Annotated in this window: 13 protein-coding genes; 12 read left to right on the top strand and 1 reads right to left on the bottom strand. The window is 70.1% G+C overall.

Features of this window, described 5'->3' with window-relative positions; all coding sequences use genetic code 11:
* The first annotated feature begins 199 nt into the window (after nt 1-199).
* The 8 genes from rplU to ACFY01_RS14355 all read left to right on the top strand — a co-directional run bounded on the left by rplU (nt 200) and on the right by ACFY01_RS14355 (nt 10,924).
* Nucleotides 200-520 (top strand): 50S ribosomal protein L21, encoded by a 321-nt coding sequence (gene rplU, locus ACFY01_RS14390; RefSeq protein ID WP_099928855.1) that lies wholly within the window; start codon nt 200-202, stop codon nt 518-520.
* A gap of 14 nt (nt 521-534) precedes the next feature.
* On the top strand, nt 535-789 hold the full coding sequence (gene rpmA / locus ACFY01_RS14385) for a 50S ribosomal protein L27 (protein ID WP_061922958.1): 255 nt from the start codon (nt 535-537) through the stop codon (nt 787-789).
* A 118-nt stretch (nt 790-907) separates the two neighbouring features.
* Nucleotides 908-2,356: a GTPase ObgE gene (gene obgE / locus ACFY01_RS14380; RefSeq protein WP_390736023.1), complete on the top strand. Its 1,449-nt coding sequence runs from the start codon at nt 908-910 to the stop codon at nt 2,354-2,356.
* A gap of 314 nt (nt 2,357-2,670) precedes the next feature.
* Nucleotides 2,671-4,218: an alkaline phosphatase D family protein gene (locus tag ACFY01_RS14375; RefSeq protein WP_390736022.1), complete on the top strand. Its 1,548-nt coding sequence runs from the start codon at nt 2,671-2,673 to the stop codon at nt 4,216-4,218.
* 86 nt (nt 4,219-4,304) lie between these two features.
* Complete coding sequence (locus ACFY01_RS14370) at nt 4,305-5,462, top strand: hypothetical protein (RefSeq protein ID WP_390736021.1); 1,158 nt, start codon at nt 4,305-4,307, stop codon at nt 5,460-5,462.
* 195 nt (nt 5,463-5,657) lie between these two features.
* On the top strand, nt 5,658-7,154 hold the full coding sequence (locus ACFY01_RS14365; protein ID WP_390736020.1) for a D-ribitol-5-phosphate cytidylyltransferase: 1,497 nt from the start codon (nt 5,658-5,660) through the stop codon (nt 7,152-7,154).
* A 159-nt stretch (nt 7,155-7,313) separates the two neighbouring features.
* Nucleotides 7,314-9,434: a hypothetical protein gene (locus tag ACFY01_RS14360; protein WP_390736019.1), complete on the top strand. Its 2,121-nt coding sequence runs from the start codon at nt 7,314-7,316 to the stop codon at nt 9,432-9,434.
* A gap of 287 nt (nt 9,435-9,721) precedes the next feature.
* Complete coding sequence (locus ACFY01_RS14355) at nt 9,722-10,924, top strand: glycosyltransferase family 2 protein (protein WP_390736018.1); 1,203 nt, start codon at nt 9,722-9,724, stop codon at nt 10,922-10,924.
* Nucleotides 10,925-10,946: 22 nt separating this feature from the next.
* On the opposite strand, the gene ACFY01_RS14350 is transcribed toward ACFY01_RS14355, so the two are convergent.
* On the bottom strand, nt 10,947-12,377 hold the full coding sequence (locus tag ACFY01_RS14350) for a polysaccharide pyruvyl transferase family protein (RefSeq protein ID WP_390736017.1): 1,431 nt from the start codon (nt 12,375-12,377) through the stop codon (nt 10,947-10,949).
* Nucleotides 12,378-12,613: 236 nt separating this feature from the next.
* Here ACFY01_RS14350 and proB point away from each other — a divergent pair, with 236 nt between their 5' ends.
* The 4 genes from proB to ACFY01_RS14330 all read left to right on the top strand — a co-directional run bounded on the left by proB (nt 12,614) and on the right by ACFY01_RS14330 (nt 16,337).
* Complete coding sequence (gene proB, locus ACFY01_RS14345) at nt 12,614-13,720, top strand: glutamate 5-kinase (RefSeq protein ID WP_390736222.1); 1,107 nt, start codon at nt 12,614-12,616, stop codon at nt 13,718-13,720.
* A gap of 136 nt (nt 13,721-13,856) precedes the next feature.
* A complete protein-coding gene (locus tag ACFY01_RS14340) occupies nt 13,857-14,285 on the top strand; it encodes a hypothetical protein (RefSeq protein WP_390736016.1) in 429 nt (142 codons plus the stop codon).
* A 61-nt stretch (nt 14,286-14,346) separates the two neighbouring features.
* Nucleotides 14,347-15,633: a glutamate-5-semialdehyde dehydrogenase gene (locus ACFY01_RS14335; protein ID WP_390736015.1), complete on the top strand. Its 1,287-nt coding sequence runs from the start codon at nt 14,347-14,349 to the stop codon at nt 15,631-15,633.
* A 95-nt stretch (nt 15,634-15,728) separates the two neighbouring features.
* Nucleotides 15,729-16,337: a hypothetical protein gene (locus ACFY01_RS14330; RefSeq protein WP_390736014.1), complete on the top strand. Its 609-nt coding sequence runs from the start codon at nt 15,729-15,731 to the stop codon at nt 16,335-16,337.
* The last annotated feature ends 83 nt before the right edge of the window (nt 16,338-16,420 follow it).

The raw sequence follows: 16,420 nt of genomic DNA, 5'->3' as shown, positions 1-16,420 counted from the left end.
AGCGGCGGGGCCCGGCCCGGTTTGACCCCTTCGACCGTGGCCCCGTAACCTTGACCCTCGGCGTGTTCCGTGGATATGGACGCGCCACATCCCCGTAAACCTCTTCCTCCGGAGCACCGGGTGCTCCGGAGAGGCCGCCCGCGTGCCGGGCGGCTGGACTGCGGGGGTGCCGTTCCCCGAGCGAGAGAGTGAGATCCGCGTGTACGCCATCGTGCGCAGCGGTGGTCGCCAGCACAAGGTTGCTGTCGGCGACATCGTTGAGGTTGACAAGATTTCCACTGCCAAGGTTGGCGACACGGTCGAGCTCTCGACCCTGCTCGTTGTCGACGGCGACGCTGTGACCAGCGACCCGTGGGTGCTGGCCGGCATCAAGGTCCAGGCCGAGGTCGTGGACCACCACAAGGGCGTCAAGATCGACATCCTTCGCTACAAGAACAAGACCGGCTACCGCCGTCGTCAGGGCCACCGCCAGCAGTACACGGCGATCAAGGTCACTGAGATCCCCACGGCTGCGAAGTAAGGGACTGAGAACAGATGGCACACAAGAAGGGCGCATCGTCCACTCGGAACGGTCGCGACTCCAACGCCCAGCGGCTCGGCGTGAAGCGCTTCGGCGGTCAGGTCGTCAACGCGGGTGAGATCCTGGTCCGCCAGCGCGGCACCCACTTCCACCCGGGCGCCGGCGTCGGCCGTGGCGGCGACGACACGCTGTTCGCGCTCCAGGCCGGTGCGGTGGAGTTCGGCAGCCACCGTGGCCGCAAGGTCGTGAACATCGTTCCGGTCGCCTGAGCTACCGCTCAGACCGAACGTTTCGCGAGGCGGACCTCACTTCCCGGTCGGGAAGGCGGGTCCGCCTTTCGCGTGTTGACATAGGCAATACCCCGCACGTATCTGGAGGCACCGAACCATGACCACCTTCGTGGACCGCGTCGAGCTGCATGTCGCCGCGGGTAACGGAGGTCACGGCTGTGCCTCCGTCCACCGTGAGAAGTTCAAGCCGCTCGGCGGCCCCGACGGCGGCAACGGCGGCCGGGGCGGCGACGTCATCCTGACCGTCGACCAGTCGGTGACGACCCTTCTCGACTACCACCACTCGCCGCACCGCAAGGCGACCAACGGCAAGCCCGGCGAGGGCGGCAACCGTTCCGGCAAGGACGGGCAGGACCTCGTCCTGCCGGTGCCGGACGGCACGGTCGTCCTCGACAAGGCGGGCAACGTCCTCGCCGACCTGGTCGGACAGGGCACGTCGTACGTCGCCGCGCAGGGCGGCCGGGGCGGCCTCGGCAACGCGGCGCTGGCCTCCGCCCGCCGCAAGGCCCCCGGGTTCGCGCTGCTCGGCGTGCCGGGCGACCTCCAGGACATCGTCCTGGAGCTGAAGACGGTCGCCGACGTGGCGCTGGTCGGCTACCCGAGCGCGGGCAAGTCCTCGCTGATCTCGGTACTGAGCGCGGCGAAGCCGAAGATCGCCGACTACCCGTTCACCACCCTCGTGCCCAACCTGGGTGTGGTCACGGCCGGTTCGACCGTGTACACCATCGCCGACGTGCCCGGCCTGATCCCGGGTGCCAGCCAGGGCAAGGGCCTGGGCCTGGAGTTCCTGCGGCACGTGGAGCGGTGCAGCGTGCTGGTGCACGTGCTGGACACGGCGACCCTGGAGTCCGACCGCGACCCGCTGTCCGACCTCGACATCATCGAGGCGGAGCTGCGTGAGTACGGCGGCCTCGACAACCGTCCCCGGATCGTCGTGCTGAACAAGGTCGACGTGCCCGACGGCAAGGACCTCGCCGAGATGGTGCGGCCGGACCTTCAGGCCCGCGGATACCGCGTCTTCGAGGTGTCGGCGGTGGCGCACATCGGCCTGAAGGAACTGACGTACGCGCTCGGTGAGCTGGTCGGCAGGGCGCGAGCCGCGAAGCCGAAGGAAGAGGCGACCCGGATCGTGATCCGGCCGAAGGCCGTGGACGACGCGGGCTTCACGGTGACCCGCGAGGAGGCCGACGGGCAGCCGCTGTTCCGGGTGCGTGGCGAGAAGCCCGAACGCTGGATCCGGCAGACCGACTTCAACAACGACGAGGCCGTCGGCTACCTCGCCGACCGGCTCAACCGCCTCGGTGTCGAGGACGAGTTGATGAAGGCGGGCGCCCGCTCCGGCGACGGCGTGGCCATCGGTCCCGAGGAGAACGCGGTCGTCTTCGACTGGGAGCCGTCGGTGATGGCGGGCGCGGAGATGCTCGGCCGGCGTGGCGAGGACCACCGGTTCGAGGAGCAGCGTCCCGCGGTCCAGCGGCGCCGGGACCGGCAGGCGGAGCGCGACGAGGCCTTCCAGGAGTTCGACGACTTCCACCCCTTCGAGTGAAGTGAGGCGGGCGCCGGCCCCCACCGCGACCGCCCCACCGCCTCCGGAGCACGGCTTGGATCGGGCTTCACCTGCTGAACAACCCACCCCAGAATGTCTCCTGACACCCAGTAGCACACACAGTCATTCGGGTTGACCTTCGGTAAGACCCGTTGCGGCAAGATCACGTTCGTCATGTGGTTCCCGTGCCGCGACGGGTCTTCTGTTGTCTACCCATTTGTCATGCACGCGAAGGTTCCCGTTCAGCGGGCGGACCGTCCCGCCGTGGGAGCTTCCGAGTGTTCAAGAGGCCACTGTGGCAAGGGAGTTAGCGCATGACCGGAGCAACGCCCGACCGACGCCGCTTTCTGACCGCCGGTGCCGCCGTATTAGGCGCCGCTGCCTCCGCCCAACTCTGGCTGCCGGGCACCGCGCGGGCGGCCGAGACCAAGCTGCCCGACGGCGTGTTCAGCCTCGGCGTAGCCTCCGGCGACCCGCTGCCGGACGGCATCGTGCTGTGGACCCGGCTCGCCCCCGACCCGCTGAACGGCGGTGGCATGCCCGACGGCGTGGTTCCGGTGGAGTGGGAGCTCGCCGAGGACGAACGCTTCAGAAAGACCGCGCGCAAAGGCGTCGCCCAGGCCCGGCCCGAGTACGGGCACAGCGTTCACGTGGACGTACGCGGCCTGCGCCACGACCGCACGTACTGGTACCGCTTCCGCACCGACGGCCAGATCTCGCCCACCGGCCGCACCCGCACCGCCCCCCACCCGCACCGCAAGGGCGGCTCGCTGCGCGTCGCGCTGGCCTCCTGCCAGAACTGGCAGCACGGCTACTTCACCCCGTACGCCGACATGCTCGCCCAGGACCCCGACTTCGTGCTCTTCGTCGGCGACTACATCTACGAGTCCTCGCCCTCCTCGACCGCCGTGCGCAAGCACGAGGGCAAGGGCGAGCCGTACACCCTGGAGCAGTACCGCAACCGCTACGCCCAGTACCGCGGCGACCCCGACCTCGCCGCGATGCACGCGAACGCCCCCTGGGTGGTCACCTTCGACGACCACGAGGTCGACAACGACTGGGCCGGGGAGATCCCGCAGGACCCCGACAAGCAGTCGCACGACGCGTTCGTGGCCCGGCTGACCGCGGCCTTCCAGGCGTACTACGAGCACATGCCGGTGCGCGCCACCGCGATCCCCGACGGCCCGCACATCCAGATGTACCGGCGCCTGGAGTTCGGCCGCCTGGCCCGGCTCAACGTCCTGGACACCCGGCAGTTCCGCAGCGACCAGGCCACCAGCCAGGCCGGTGCCCAGGACCCGTCGATGACCATGCTCGGCCCGGACCAGAAGGCGTGGCTGCTCGACGGGCTCAAGGACTCCCCGGCGCGCTGGAACATCATCGCCTCGCAGATCATGATGGCCGAGACCGATCTCCAGCTCGGCGAGGGCAAGCTCTGGTACTACGACGCCTGGGACGGCTACCAGGCCGAACGCAACGCGTTCCTGAAGGAGTTCACCGACATCCGCAACCCGGTCGTGCTCAGCGGCGACCGGCACCTGACCATGATCAGCGACCTCAAGGAGGACTTCGCCGACCCCGACTCCGACGTCGTCGGCGCCGAGTTCGTCGGCACCTCCATCTCCAGCAGCGGCGACCAGGACCAGGCCGCCTTCCACGCCCAGTGGGACCCGCTGATGGCTGACAACCCGCACTGGAAGGTCATCGACGCCCACCGCGGCTACCACCTCTTCGACATCCGCCGCGACGGCATCGACGCGCGGGTCCGGGTCGTGGACACGGTGCTCAAGCAGCAGGCGACCGCGAGCACGCTGGCCACGCTGCGGGTGGAATCGGACGACCCGGGCGTGCGGGTGGTCTGACGGTCCGTCGAAGCGCCGTGGAACTCACCGGAGTCCCACGGCGCTCCAAGGTAAGTCTCAGGTAAGCCTCTTACCTTCCGTTGACCATGGAGACGGACTGTACGACCCCCCAGCCACTGCCGAACGGCACCCGCCTGCTGCACATCGGCCCGCACAAGACCGGCACGACCGCCATCCAGGGCGCCCTGTTCGCCGCGAAGGAGACGCTGCCCCGGTACGGCGTCGAGTTCCCGGCGCACAGCAGGCACCCCATGGAGGCCGCGCTCGCCGCCAGCGCCCGGCCCGCGATGATGGGCGACACCGCCCCCACCGACGGGCACTGGACCCGCCTGCTGGCACAGGTCCGTGCCACCGGCGGGCACACCTCCGTGGTGAGCAGCGAGTTCTTCGCCGACGCCCCCGACGGCGCCACCGCCCGGCGGATCGTCGGGCAACTGGGCGGCGACCGGGTGCACATCCTCGTCACCGTGCGCCCGCTGGCGAAGATCATGCCCTCGCAATGGCAGCAGTACGTGCAGAACGGGCTGCGCATGGGCTACGAGGACTGGCTGGACCACATGCTCCGCAAGGCCCCGTACGAGAAGCCCAATCCCAGCTTCTGGCACCGGCACGGGCACGACCGGCTCGTGGAGCGCTGGTCCCGGGTGACCGGGCCGGAGCGGGTCACCGTCGTCGTGGTCGACGACCGGGACCGGGGCGGCCTGCTGCGCACCTTCGAGGCGCTGCTCGGCCTGCCCGACGGTCTTCTGCGGCCGGTTCCGGACACCGCGAATCGGTCCCTTACCCTCGCCGAGACCGAAATGCTGCGGAATCTTGATGTCGAATTCCGGGGCAATGGACTGCCCGACGAGCTGTATTCCAGGCTCGTCCGCAACGGCGCGGTGATGCATATGAAGAACGCGTGCAGTCCCACCGCCCGGGACGTGCGGATCGCCACGCCCCGATGGGCCCTGGAGGCCGCCGCCGCGATCGGAGCCGAAATGGCGGAGCGGATCGCGGCGACGGGTGTCCGGGTCCTCGGCGACCCGGGGCTGCTGTCCGCCGCGCCGGAGCAGACCGAGCCGGTGCCCGGCGCGGCCCGTATCGCTCCCGAGGTGGCCGCTCAGGCGCTGTACGGCGCGCTCGCCGCGGCCGCCTCCGTGCCCGCTCGGCCCGCTCAGGCGCGCGGTGTTCACCAGACGCCGTCGAAGGAACTCGTCCGGGTGCTCGGACACCGCTGCCTGAAGAGGCTGCGCCGGCGCTGAACGCGTCCCGCGAGGCCTGTGGAGTTACTCACAGCAATTCCGCGGAACTGACAAAGAGGGCATCGTCCGTCACCAGCGGGGCAAGGTGAATGAGAGGTTGCGTGCACATATGCGATGGCGGTCACTCACCTTGCACTGCGGTTACCCGAAGTGGGAGCATTTCCGCGTTCCCTGTCGCCCCAAGGTAGGTCACCTGTGTCACAGCACATAGCCAAGCCCCGTACCACCGCAGTGATCCTGGCCGGTGGCACCGGTCAGCGGGTGGGTCTGTCGATCCCCAAGCAGCTGCTGAAGATCGCCGGCAAGGCAGTCATCGAGCACACTCTGACCACCTTCGAGAACGCCGACTCGATCGACGACATCATCGTGCTGATGGCGCCGGGCTACGTCCCCGACGTCGAGAAGATCGTCGCCAAGGCCGGGTTCACCAAGGTCAAGAAGATCATCGAGGGCGGCTCGACGCGGAACGAGACCACCGAGCGCGCCATCGACGCCCTCGGCGAGGGCCTGGGCGAGGGCGAGGACGTCAACGTCCTCTTCCACGACGCCGTCCGCCCCCTGCTGTCGCAGCGCGTCATCGACGACTGCGTGGCCGCGCTGGAGCGTTTCGAGGCCGTGGACGTGGCCATCCCGTCCGCGGACACCATCATCGTGACGCGCACCCACGGCCAGGACGGCGAGTTCATCACCGAGATCCCGGACCGCTCCCGGCTGCGCCGCGGCCAGACCCCGCAGGCCTTCAAGCTGTCCACGATCCGCCGGGCCTACGAGGTCGCGGCCGGCGACCCCAACTTCCAGGCCACCGACGACTGCTCCGTCGTGCTCAAGTACCTGCCGGACGTGCCGATCCACGTCGTCGCGGGTGACGAGTACAACATGAAGGTGACCCAGCCGGTCGACGTCTTCATCGCCGACAAGCTCTTCCAGCTCGCCTCCACCGCCGCGCCCGAGCAGAACGGCGACGAGGCCTACCGCGAGCTGCTCACCGGCAAGACCATCGTCGTCTTCGGCGGCTCGTACGGCATCGGCAAGGACATCTCCGAACTCGCCGAGTCCTACGGCGCCACGGTCTACGCGCTGGGCCGCTCCACCACCGGCACGCACGTGGAGAACCCGGAGGAGGTCGACGACGCGCTGTCCAAGGCGTACGCGGAGACCGGCCGGATCGACTACGTCGTCAACACCGCGGGCGTGCTGCGCATAGGCAAGCTCGCCGAGACCGACAACGCCACCATCGAGGAGGCGCTGAAGGTCAACTACCTCGCCCCCGTGCAGATCGCGCGCTCCTCCTACAAGTACCTGTCGGAGACCAAGGGCCAGCTGCTGCTCTACACCTCCAGCAGCTACACCCGCGGCCGCGCCGAGTACAGCCTGTACTCCTCCACCAAGGCCGCCATGGTGAACCTCACCCAGGCGCTGTCCGACGAGTGGGCCGGCGACGGCATCCGCGTCAACTGCATCAACCCCGAGCGCACCGCCACCCCGATGCGGACCAAGGCCTTCGGTCAGGAGCCCGCGGGCAGCCTGCTCTCCTCCGAGGCGGTGGCCCGCACCTCGCTGGACGTGCTGCTGTCGGAGCTGACCGGGCACGTCATCGACGTCCGCCAGCAGGACCCGACGGCGGGCGCCGCCAAGGCCTCCGGCTTCGAGCAGGCGCTGGCCTCGGTGCTGGACCGCCAGGACGGCGTGTAATAATTGCCGCCAATTAGCGTTTAGGAATTCAGGCCTCTGCGGGCACCCGTTCACCGGGCGTTCGCGGGGGCCTGAATCCGTAAACCTGGCGAATCACCCGCAAATCCGCAGCATTTCCACACAAAACCGGCACTCCCCCTCCCAGAGCAGGTTTCTCAGTTGATATCCACCGCTATTCGCGTCGCCCGGGTGGGCAGCGCGGCCGAGCTGGCCGCGGCGGCCCTCATGATCCTGGGCTTCCCGGCGCTCATGCTGGCCGCGCTCGTCCCGAGCGTTCCCGCCTTCGCGGCCGCGGCCGCCGTGACGTATCTGGCGGACCACTATCTGCACCGCAAGGGCAGCTATCTGATCAACCGCCTCAGCAAGGTGCGGGCCGGTCTGTCGATCCGCTTCCTGATCCGGCAGCTGCTGCTGGTCCTGCTGCTGGCCCGGCTGTCCCTGTCGGACAACCTGATCTTCTACAGTGCCATCGCCTGTTTCATCGCCTTCTACGGCCTCCAGGCCCCGCACGGCGCCCTGGTCACCCTGATCCGCAACCGCCGCCGGATGCCGGTCGCCACCCGCAACGTCGACCTCAAGTCCCGCGTCCGCATCCCGGACGCCCCGCCGCGCCGCCTGCTGCACCGCTCCGCGGAGAAGATGCTGCACCTCGACCTCGCGGCCGTCGCCGGTCTGCTGGTCTCCGGGGTCATGGACACGGCCGTCGCCGGCTTCGCCGGCATCGGCCTCACCGTCGGCCTGGGCTGCCTGTACGTGCTGGCGCTGATGCCGTACGTGCGCGGCAGCAAGATCCCGCCGAAGGCCGAGCAGGTGCTGGCCGCCGTCGACGACTGGCTGGCCGTCTACAAGCCCGAGACGGTGCTGTACTTCTCCGGCTCCAAGGACTCCGCGTACCAGGTCAACATGTGGCTGGAGACCATGGAGCAGCTGGACACCCGGCCGCTGATCATCCTGCGCGAGCGGGTCATCCTGAACAACCTGGCGCCCACCACGGTCCCCGTCATCTGCGTGCCCGGAGGGGTGCACCTGATGAACATGGACCTGACCACGGTGCGCGTCGCGCTCTACGCGGCGAACGTCGGCAAGAACATCCACCTGCTGCGCGTCCCCACCATGAAGCACGTCTTCATCGGCCACGGCGACAGCGACAAGCTGGCCAGCGTCAACCCGTTCAGCAAGGTGTACGACGAGGTGTGGACCGCCGGCCGGGCGGGCCGCGACCGCTACGCCATCGCCGACGTCGGCGTCCGCGACGACGACATCGTCGAGGTCGGCCGCCCGCAGCTGGCGCCGATCCAGACCTGGCAGGGCGTGCCCGAGGCCCGCATCCCGACCGTTCTGTACGCCCCCACCTGGGAGGGCTGGGACGGCAACCCCGGCAACACCTCCATCGTGCTGGCCGGTGAGAACATCGTGAGCAAGCTGGTGAAGGCCGACCCGCCGGTCCGCGTCCTGTACAAGCCGCACCCCTTCACCGGCACGGTCAGCAAGGAAGCCGGCGCCGCGCACCGGCGGATCACCGCCCTGGTCGAGAAGGCCGCCGTCGAGCGCGCCGCCGACGCGCGCTTCACCGTCGACAGCGCCGTCCAGGACCGTGCCAGGGCCGAGCTCGCCCGGATCGAGGCCCGCCTCGCCGAGTTGTCCGGCGCGGGCGGCGAGAAGGGCGACGAGGCCGAGGCCACCCGCGACGGCGTGACCGACGTCAAGCGGCACGAGGAGGTCGCCCGGCTGCGCGCCGAGTGGAACGACGCCCACTGGCGCTCCTTCCCCACCTGGGAGCACCGGGTCGTCACGGGCGCCGAGCCGCGCCTGTACGACTGCTTCAACGTCTCCGACGCGATGGTCTCCGACATCTCCAGCGTGGTCTCCGACTTCATCGCCAGCGGCAAGCCGTACGCGGTGACGGACTCGGGCGAGCTGGGCGTGGAGGAGTTCAAGCGGCAGAACACCGCGGTGCGCGCCGCCGTGATCCTCTCCAACAGCGCGGCCGAGCTGGGCGGGCTGCTGGACGCCGTGCGCGACCCGGCCGCCGACCCGCTGGCCGCCGAGCGCACCGAGCTCAAGCAGTACCTGCTCGGTCCGGACGAGCCGAAGTCCATCGACCAGTTCAACACCGCGGTGGCCGACCTCGCCCTGAAGTCCGAGGCCCGCAACGTCGGGCAGGAGTCCCGGGTGACCGGTGCCAACGTCGACCCCGCCGAGGCGGCCGAGCTGACGAACGCCCTGCCCGGTCAGCGGATGTCGTCCACCGGTGAGACGGACGGCGTGACCGCCGGCTGACCCCGCTCTCTCCGGACGGCCCCCGAGGATCCACTCCTCGGGGGCCGTTCTCTTGTTCGCCTCTTACCGCACCCTCTGAGCTGCTCTTACCGGCTCTGCGTACTGTCCGGTGCCGCCCGCCCCGAATCGTCGTCTGTCGCCGGCCTGTGTGACGTACGCCACGGATCCAGGCCGTGGGAGCAACCGCTTCCCCTGGTAACCCGTCTAACAGACTGCGAATGATGCGATTCGGGGGAAACGCTCATTGACTATGGGGAAAGTGTGAAAGAGGGGGAAATGTGACCGTCGTGACGCAGCCTGATGTGACTGTGATCATCGGGGCGTACGAGGCGATGCCGTACCTGGTCGAGTGCCTGGCGTCCGTGGAGGCGCAGACCATCGACCCGACACGCATCGAGGTCATCGCGGTGGACGACGGCTCGACGGACGGTTCGGGGGAGTACCTGGAGGAGTTCGCGGCCCGCGCCGCCATGTCGGTCACCGTGGTCCGGCAGGAGAACTCCGGCGGCCCCAGCGGCCCGCGCAACGTGGGTCTGGGCAGGGCGTCGGGGCGGTACGTGTTCTTCCTGGACGCCGACGACCGGCTCGGCCCCGAGGCCCTGGAGCGCATGGTCGCCGCGGCCGACAAGAACGGCACGGACGTGGTGCTGGGCCGGGTCGAGGGGGTCAACCGGACGGCGCCGAAGTCGATGTGGGGCAAGAACCTCGACCGCACCGACGTCTTCTCGTCCAACATCAAGTTCACCCTCAGCGCGCAGAAGCTGTTCCGCCGCGAGCTGCTCGAACGGCACGGCATGCGCTTCGACGAGTCCCTGTTCACCGGCGAGGACGCGCTGTTCACGATGGAGGCGTACCTGCGGGCCGACGGCGTCTCGGTCGTCGCCGACTACACCTGCTACTACCTGGTCGGCCGCGACGACGGCAAGCACGTCACCAAGTCCGGCAGCTACACCCTGCGCTTCGACTCCGCGCGCGCCCTGATGGACCTGATCGCGCGGATGGTCCCGGCGGGCGCCAAGCGCGACGCGCTGATGATCCGGCCCCTCCTGGTCACCCTGCTGCCGCAGTTCGGACCCAAGTACCTCAAGGACAGCGACGAGGTGCGGCGGCACAAGCTGGAGCTGGCCAAACCGCTGATGGACGCCTACTGGACCCCCGGGGCCGCCCGGCGCCTGAAGGTCCACGAACGGCTGCGACTCCAGCTGGTGGCCATGCAGCGGCCCGAACTCCTGAAGGACGTCGTGGAGTTCGTCAGGGCGAAGAGGCAGGCCGCCGCGGTCCTGGAGAAGCGGGGCACCGAGGTCTACCTGGTCTACCCGCACTTCCGCTCCAAGAAGGCCGGCATACCCGACTGGGTGTACCTCGCCGAGGAACGGGAGGCCCGGGCCTTCGAGGGCTACCGGAAGGCCGCCGCCAACTCCTTCCTGCGCCGTGCCCTGCGCAAGGTACGGCGCTCGCTGCCCACGGGGGGCTTCACGGCGGCGGCCTGACCCGGCCCGGGCCCCCCGGCAGCTACTGGCGCCCGGCCTGGAGGGCCCGCTTGATGGGGCGGCCCACCACGCGCCGGGCGCGGCGGTAGACGCTGGTGGCGGGGGCGGCCGGAGCCACCTTGGCGGTGCCGCCGGCGGCGGCCTTGGTCTTGGCCTTCGCCCCCGCCCTCGCCAGCTCCTTCCGCAGCTGCGCGTTGTCCAGGGAGAGTTCGGTGATCCGGCTCTGGAGCCAGCCGAACCGCGAGGTCAGCGACGAGATGTCCGCGTCGTTCCACGGGCGGATGCCCGGCGGGAACGACAGCGACCGCATCCGCTCCTCGTAGGCCGCGCCGCCGTCGCCGTGGGTGAAGGTGTTCTCCAGCCCGTTCTTGTCCAGGAACGAGGTGAACCGCTCGAAGCGCTCCGCGTGCCCGCCCACCAGCGCGCCGAAGTCGGCCTGCTCGTACAGCCGCGCGGGGTCGGCGGCCTCGGGGGTCTTCGCGATCTTGTCGAGCAGCTGGTGCGGGATGTCGAAGTAACGGCACAGCTCCAGCGTCCGCGAGTCACCGCACAGCACGGTCGCGGGCGTACCGGCCAGCAGGGCCGCGATGTTGCCGTGGATCCGGGAGCCGAAGGAGAAGTCGAAGCCACGCAGGTCGTCGATCCAGGTGGCGGGGTCGATGTAGACGCGGACCTTGTCCTCCCGGTACATCGGGTGGTCCGGGTGCGTCGGTATCGCGGTCACCTCGGCGTTCGGGTCCGACAGGTCCCGCCAGTGCAACTGCCGTGCGTCGCTGAGGTTCTGGCCGACGAAGCGCAGGTGCGGATAGCGCTCGTGGGTGCGGGTGATGATCCGGTCCAGGCCCTGCTTGCGCACCGCGCTGTGCGAGCCGTTGATCGCGATCCGCGACCCGGCCGTCAGCTCCGGCGTCCGCTTGCGGACGTCGAGCTCGCGTCCGTACATGAACAGCGACGGACAGCCGATCACCTCGACGTCCCCGAAGCCCATGTCCTTCAGGTACTGCTCGGTGAACTCGCCCCGCACCCCGATCGACGCGCTGCGGTCGAGCACCGCCGCGCAGAACGCGCGCACGGCCGGCTCCAGGCGCTTCAGCCGCTCCGGGTTGTAGCTCACCCCGGACTGCGCGCCGACGCCCAGCACCACCACGGGGATCCGCAGCCGGCTGATGAGCCGGGTCAGACGGTTCAGCCCGGCCTCGAAGGACGGCCGGAAGGCGTTGGCGAGCGGGACGACGAAGGCGTCGTACTCCTCGTTGATCCGGGCCGCCGCGGCCACGTCGGTGCGCATCCCGTTGGAGACCACCTCGGTACCGGGTGTCTCGAGGATCTTGTGCGCGGCGTCGCTGAAGATCAGGTTGCCGGAGTTGGTGGCGATGACGTCTCTGTGGAGGGCTTCCTCCAGCGGGACGACGTCGTAGGGGCTCTTCCCCGAGCGGAGGAGTATGCGCTTCACGCGGCGAACTGTAGGTGACACAACATTCAAATTAAGTTTGTGCAGGCTTTAATTTCTATATGCAACCAGGGCAACCTTTTTGCCGTACGCGAGGCGTGAGCGAACGATCACGCAGCGCCTGTCCGGGGGCTGGAATCGACGGGCGGCGGCCGATCTCCTTCGCGTAGATTGCCGGACAGGGCAGCCGCATCTACGCGCAAGGGGACAGAGGGCAAGTGGCAAGGGCAAGGCAGGCCGTGGGCGAGGCCCGCAGGATCGTCGTCAAAGTGGGCTCCTCGTCGCTGACCACGGCCTCGGGCGGTCTGGACGCCGACCGGGTCGACGCGCTCGTCGACGTCCTCGCCAAGAGCCGAAGCGGGGGAGAACGGGAGATCGTCCTGGTCTCCTCCGGCGCCATCGCCGCCGGCCTGGCCCCGCTGGGGCTGCGCCGCCGCCCCAGGGACCTCGCCCGCCAGCAGGCCGCCGCCAGTGTCGGCCAGGGCCTGCTCGTGGCCCGCTACACCGCCTCCTTCGCCCGCTACGGCGTCCGCGTCGGGCAGGTGCTGCTCACCTCCGACGACATGAGCCGCCGCGCCCACCACCGCAACGCCTCCCGCACCCTCGACAAGCTGCTCGCCATGGGCGCCTTCCCGATCGTCAACGAGAACGACACCGTCGCCACCGACGAGATCCGCTTCGGCGACAACGACCGGCTCGCCGCCCTCGTCGCCCACCTCGTCCACGCCGACCTGCTGGTCCTGCTGTCGGACGTGGACGGCGTGTACGACGGCGACCCCGGCCGGCCCGGCACCTCGCGGATAGCGGAGGTACGGGGCCCCGCCGACCTCGACGGCATCGAGATCGGCAGCACCGGCAAGGCGGGCGTCGGCACCGGCGGCATGGTCACCAAGGTGGAGGCCGCCCGGATCGCCGCCGCCGCGGGCATCCCCGTCGTCCTCACCAGCGCGATCCACGCGGCCGAGGCACTGGGCGGCGGCGACACGGGCACCTACTTCCACCCCACCGGCAAGCGCTCCGCGGACCGGCTGCTGTGGCTCCAGCACGCCTCCACCCCGCAGGGGTCCCTGACCCTGGACGACGGTGCCGTACGCGCCGTCGTGGAGCGCCGCAAGTCGCTGCTGCCCGCCGGGATCGCCGCAGTCGACGGCGAGTTCAACGCCGGTGACCCGGTCGAGCTGCGCGACGGCACCGGGCGCGCGGTGGCCCGCGGGCTCGTCAACTTCGACGCCAAGGAGATCCCCCGGCTGATCGGGCGCTCGACCCGGGAACTGGCGCGGGAACTCGGCCCGGAGTACGAACGCGAGGTCGTACACAGGGACGACCTGGTGGTCCTGCACTCGTAAAACGGGACGTACCGGCCGACCCCGGTGGGGGACGTTCCGTAAAACCGCCACACGGAGCCTTGCGGCCTGCTCAACTTTGCTGAGGGGCGTGTTCCAGGCGCACGCCCCCCACGGGCACAGCGTGAAGGAGGCCGTCGTGAGACGAGTGCGCCCCGGTGCGGCGGCGTCCCGCGGTGCTCTGACGAGCGTCGCGGCCGGTGACGCCTACGAGGAGCCGAGGGACCTGCCCCGCCTGTGGCACGTCACCCTCAGCGTCTCCGGGCAGGAAGTCCCCCTGGGGGACCTCAGGCGCGCCCTGGAGCAGCTGGCCCACGACCACCCCTTCCTGCTGACCAGCAGGTACGCGAACGACCACGCCGAGATCCGCTACTGGGAAGAGGCCCGCGACCTGCACGACGCCGCCGCCGTGGCCCTGCGCCTGTGGGGCGAGCACCGGCAGACGGCCGGCCTGCCGCCCTGGGAGATCGTCGGCCTGGAGGTCATCGACCGCGAGACCTACCACCAGCGCGTCGCCGAGGGCTACGGACCGCCGCCGGCGACTCCCGTGGGTGTTCACCCGTTTTGATCCCATCTCGGGGTGTGGAACAGGCCGTGAACGGCGCTCCGGGGAGCACTACTCTTCCTTCATGACCACGCTCTCGCCGTACGACTCGATGTCCCCGGTCACCCAGGCCGCCTACCGGGCCAAGGCCGCCGCCGCCGACCTCGCGCCGCTGCCGCGGGCCGTGAAGGACGACGCGCTGCTCGCCATCGCGGACGCCCTGGAGGTCCGGACCAGCGAGATCGTCGAGGCCAACGCCAAGGACGTGGCCAAGGCCCGGGAGAACGGCACCAGCGAGGCCATCGTCGACCGTCTCACCCTCACCCCCGAGCGGGTCCGCGCCATCGCCGCCGACGTCCGCGACGTCGCGAAGCTGCCCGACCCGGTCGGCGAGGTCGTCCGCGGCTCGACCCTGCCCAACGGCATCGACCTGCGCCAGGTCCGCGTCCCGCTCGGCGTGGTCGGCATCATTTACGAGGCCCGGCCGAACGTCACCGTCGACGCCGCCGCCCTCTGCCTGAAGTCCGGCAACGCCGTACTGCTGCGCGGCTCCGCCTCCGCCTACGAGTCGAACACCGCCCTCGTCCGGGTGATCCGGGACGCCGTCGGCGGCGCCGGGCTGCCTGCCGACGCCGTGCAGCTGGTGCCGGGGGAGAGCCGGGAGAGCGTGCGCGAGCTGATGCGCGCCCGCGGGCTCGTCGACGTGCTGATCCCGCGCGGCGGCGCCTCCCTGATCCAGACCGTCGTCGCCGAGTCCACCGTCCCCGTCATCGAGACCGGCACCGGCAACTGCCACGTCTACGTCGACGCCGACGCCGACATCGACATGGCGGTCGAGATCCTGATCAACTCCAAGGCCCAGCGGGTCAGCGTCTGCAACGCCGCCGAGACCCTCCTGGTCCACCAGGACATCGCCCCCGAGTTCCTGCCGCGCGCCCTGGACGCCCTCGCCGAGGCCGGGGTCACCGTGCACGCCGACGAACGCGTGCTGGCGTACGCCAAGGACTCCCGGGCCACCGTGGTGGAGGCCACGCCGGACGACTGGGACACCGAGTACCTCTCCTACGACATCGCCGCCGCCGTCGTGGACTCCCTCGACCGGGCCGTCGCCCACATCCGGCTGTGGAGCTCCGGCCACACCGAGGCCATCGTCACCACCTCCCAGCAGGCCGCCCGCCGCTTCACCCAACTGGTCGACTCGACCACGGTCGCGGTGAACGCCTCCACCCGCTTCACCGACGGCGGCCAGTTCGGCTTCGGCGCCGAGATCGGCATCTCCACGCAGAAGCTGCACGCGCGCGGCCCGATGGGCCTGCCCGAGCTGACCAGCACCAAGTACATCGTCACCGGTGACGGACACGTACGGCGCTGACCGCCGGCCGGTCGCCGCGGCCGTCCGCGCTGTCCGGCGGGGGCGCGTGAGAGACGTCTCATCAGGCGGATGAATTTCCATACCGTCTGCCCAAATTGACCCCCCAGGACTACTCTGGACCCGTGCCGGAGGACGTGGGGGGCACGCCGTTCCCTGACGGCTGGGAGCCCGACGACGACCACGACCACGGGGTGCCGGACGATGAGTTCGCCTCCGTGGTCTTCGACGAGGCCTTCGTACAGGCGGCCGTGGTGCACGAGCCGACCGCCGTCGAACGCCTCCTTGCCGCCGCCCAGGCGAGAGCCGAGGCCTCCGAGGCGGAGGCCCGCCGAGCCCACGCCAGGGGCGAGCGCTACGAGGAGCGGTACAGCCCCGACGGCACCGATCTCAGCCGTGATCCGGACCTGGACGACTTCGACGACCCCGACGTCCTGGCCGACCGGTACGGCGCCCCCGGGCCCTACGGCAAACAGGTCCGCTGGCACCGCCCCGTCGCCTGGCTGCTCGCCCTCGTGATGGGCGTCGGCATGGTCGCGCTGGCCTTCGCCGCGGTCTACCGGGGCGCCTCCTCGGGCAGCCGGGACCAGGTTCCGTCACACGCCCCCACCGGCCTGGAACTGGGCACCGCAGCGGCCCCCACCGCGTCCGCCGAATTCTCCCAGCCCGCCCAGCCCGCGGCCACCGCGATCCCGCGCTCCCCGTGAGCGACCCGGGACGCCCGTGGTGAGAACCTGTCAGAAGTTGTCGTGCAGCGGGGCGTTTACCTGAGGCTCCCGGGACCTACTCT

It is taken from the genome of Streptomyces sp. NPDC001480 (genome assembly GCF_042894725.1).
GTDB lineage: Bacteria > Actinomycetota > Actinomycetes > Streptomycetales > Streptomycetaceae > Streptomyces.
The sequence above is the reverse complement of the archived record's forward strand: the minus strand, read 5'-3'. Positions and strand labels throughout refer to the sequence as shown.

Excerpts from the sequence above, each read along its gene's own strand:
- ACFY01_RS14375 (WP_390736022.1), top strand. The coding sequence starts at position 2,671 with ATGACCGGAGCAACGCCCGACCGACGCCGCTTTCTGACCGCCGGTGCC.
- ACFY01_RS14335 (WP_390736015.1), top strand. The coding sequence starts at position 14,347 with ATGACCACGCTCTCGCCGTACGACTCGATGTCCCCGGTCACCCAGGCC.
- obgE (WP_390736023.1), top strand. The coding sequence starts at position 908 with ATGACCACCTTCGTGGACCGCGTCGAGCTGCATGTCGCCGCGGGTAAC.
- rpmA (WP_061922958.1), top strand. The coding sequence starts at position 535 with ATGGCACACAAGAAGGGCGCATCGTCCACTCGGAACGGTCGCGACTCC.
- ACFY01_RS14370 (WP_390736021.1), top strand. The coding sequence starts at position 4,305 with ATGGAGACGGACTGTACGACCCCCCAGCCACTGCCGAACGGCACCCGC.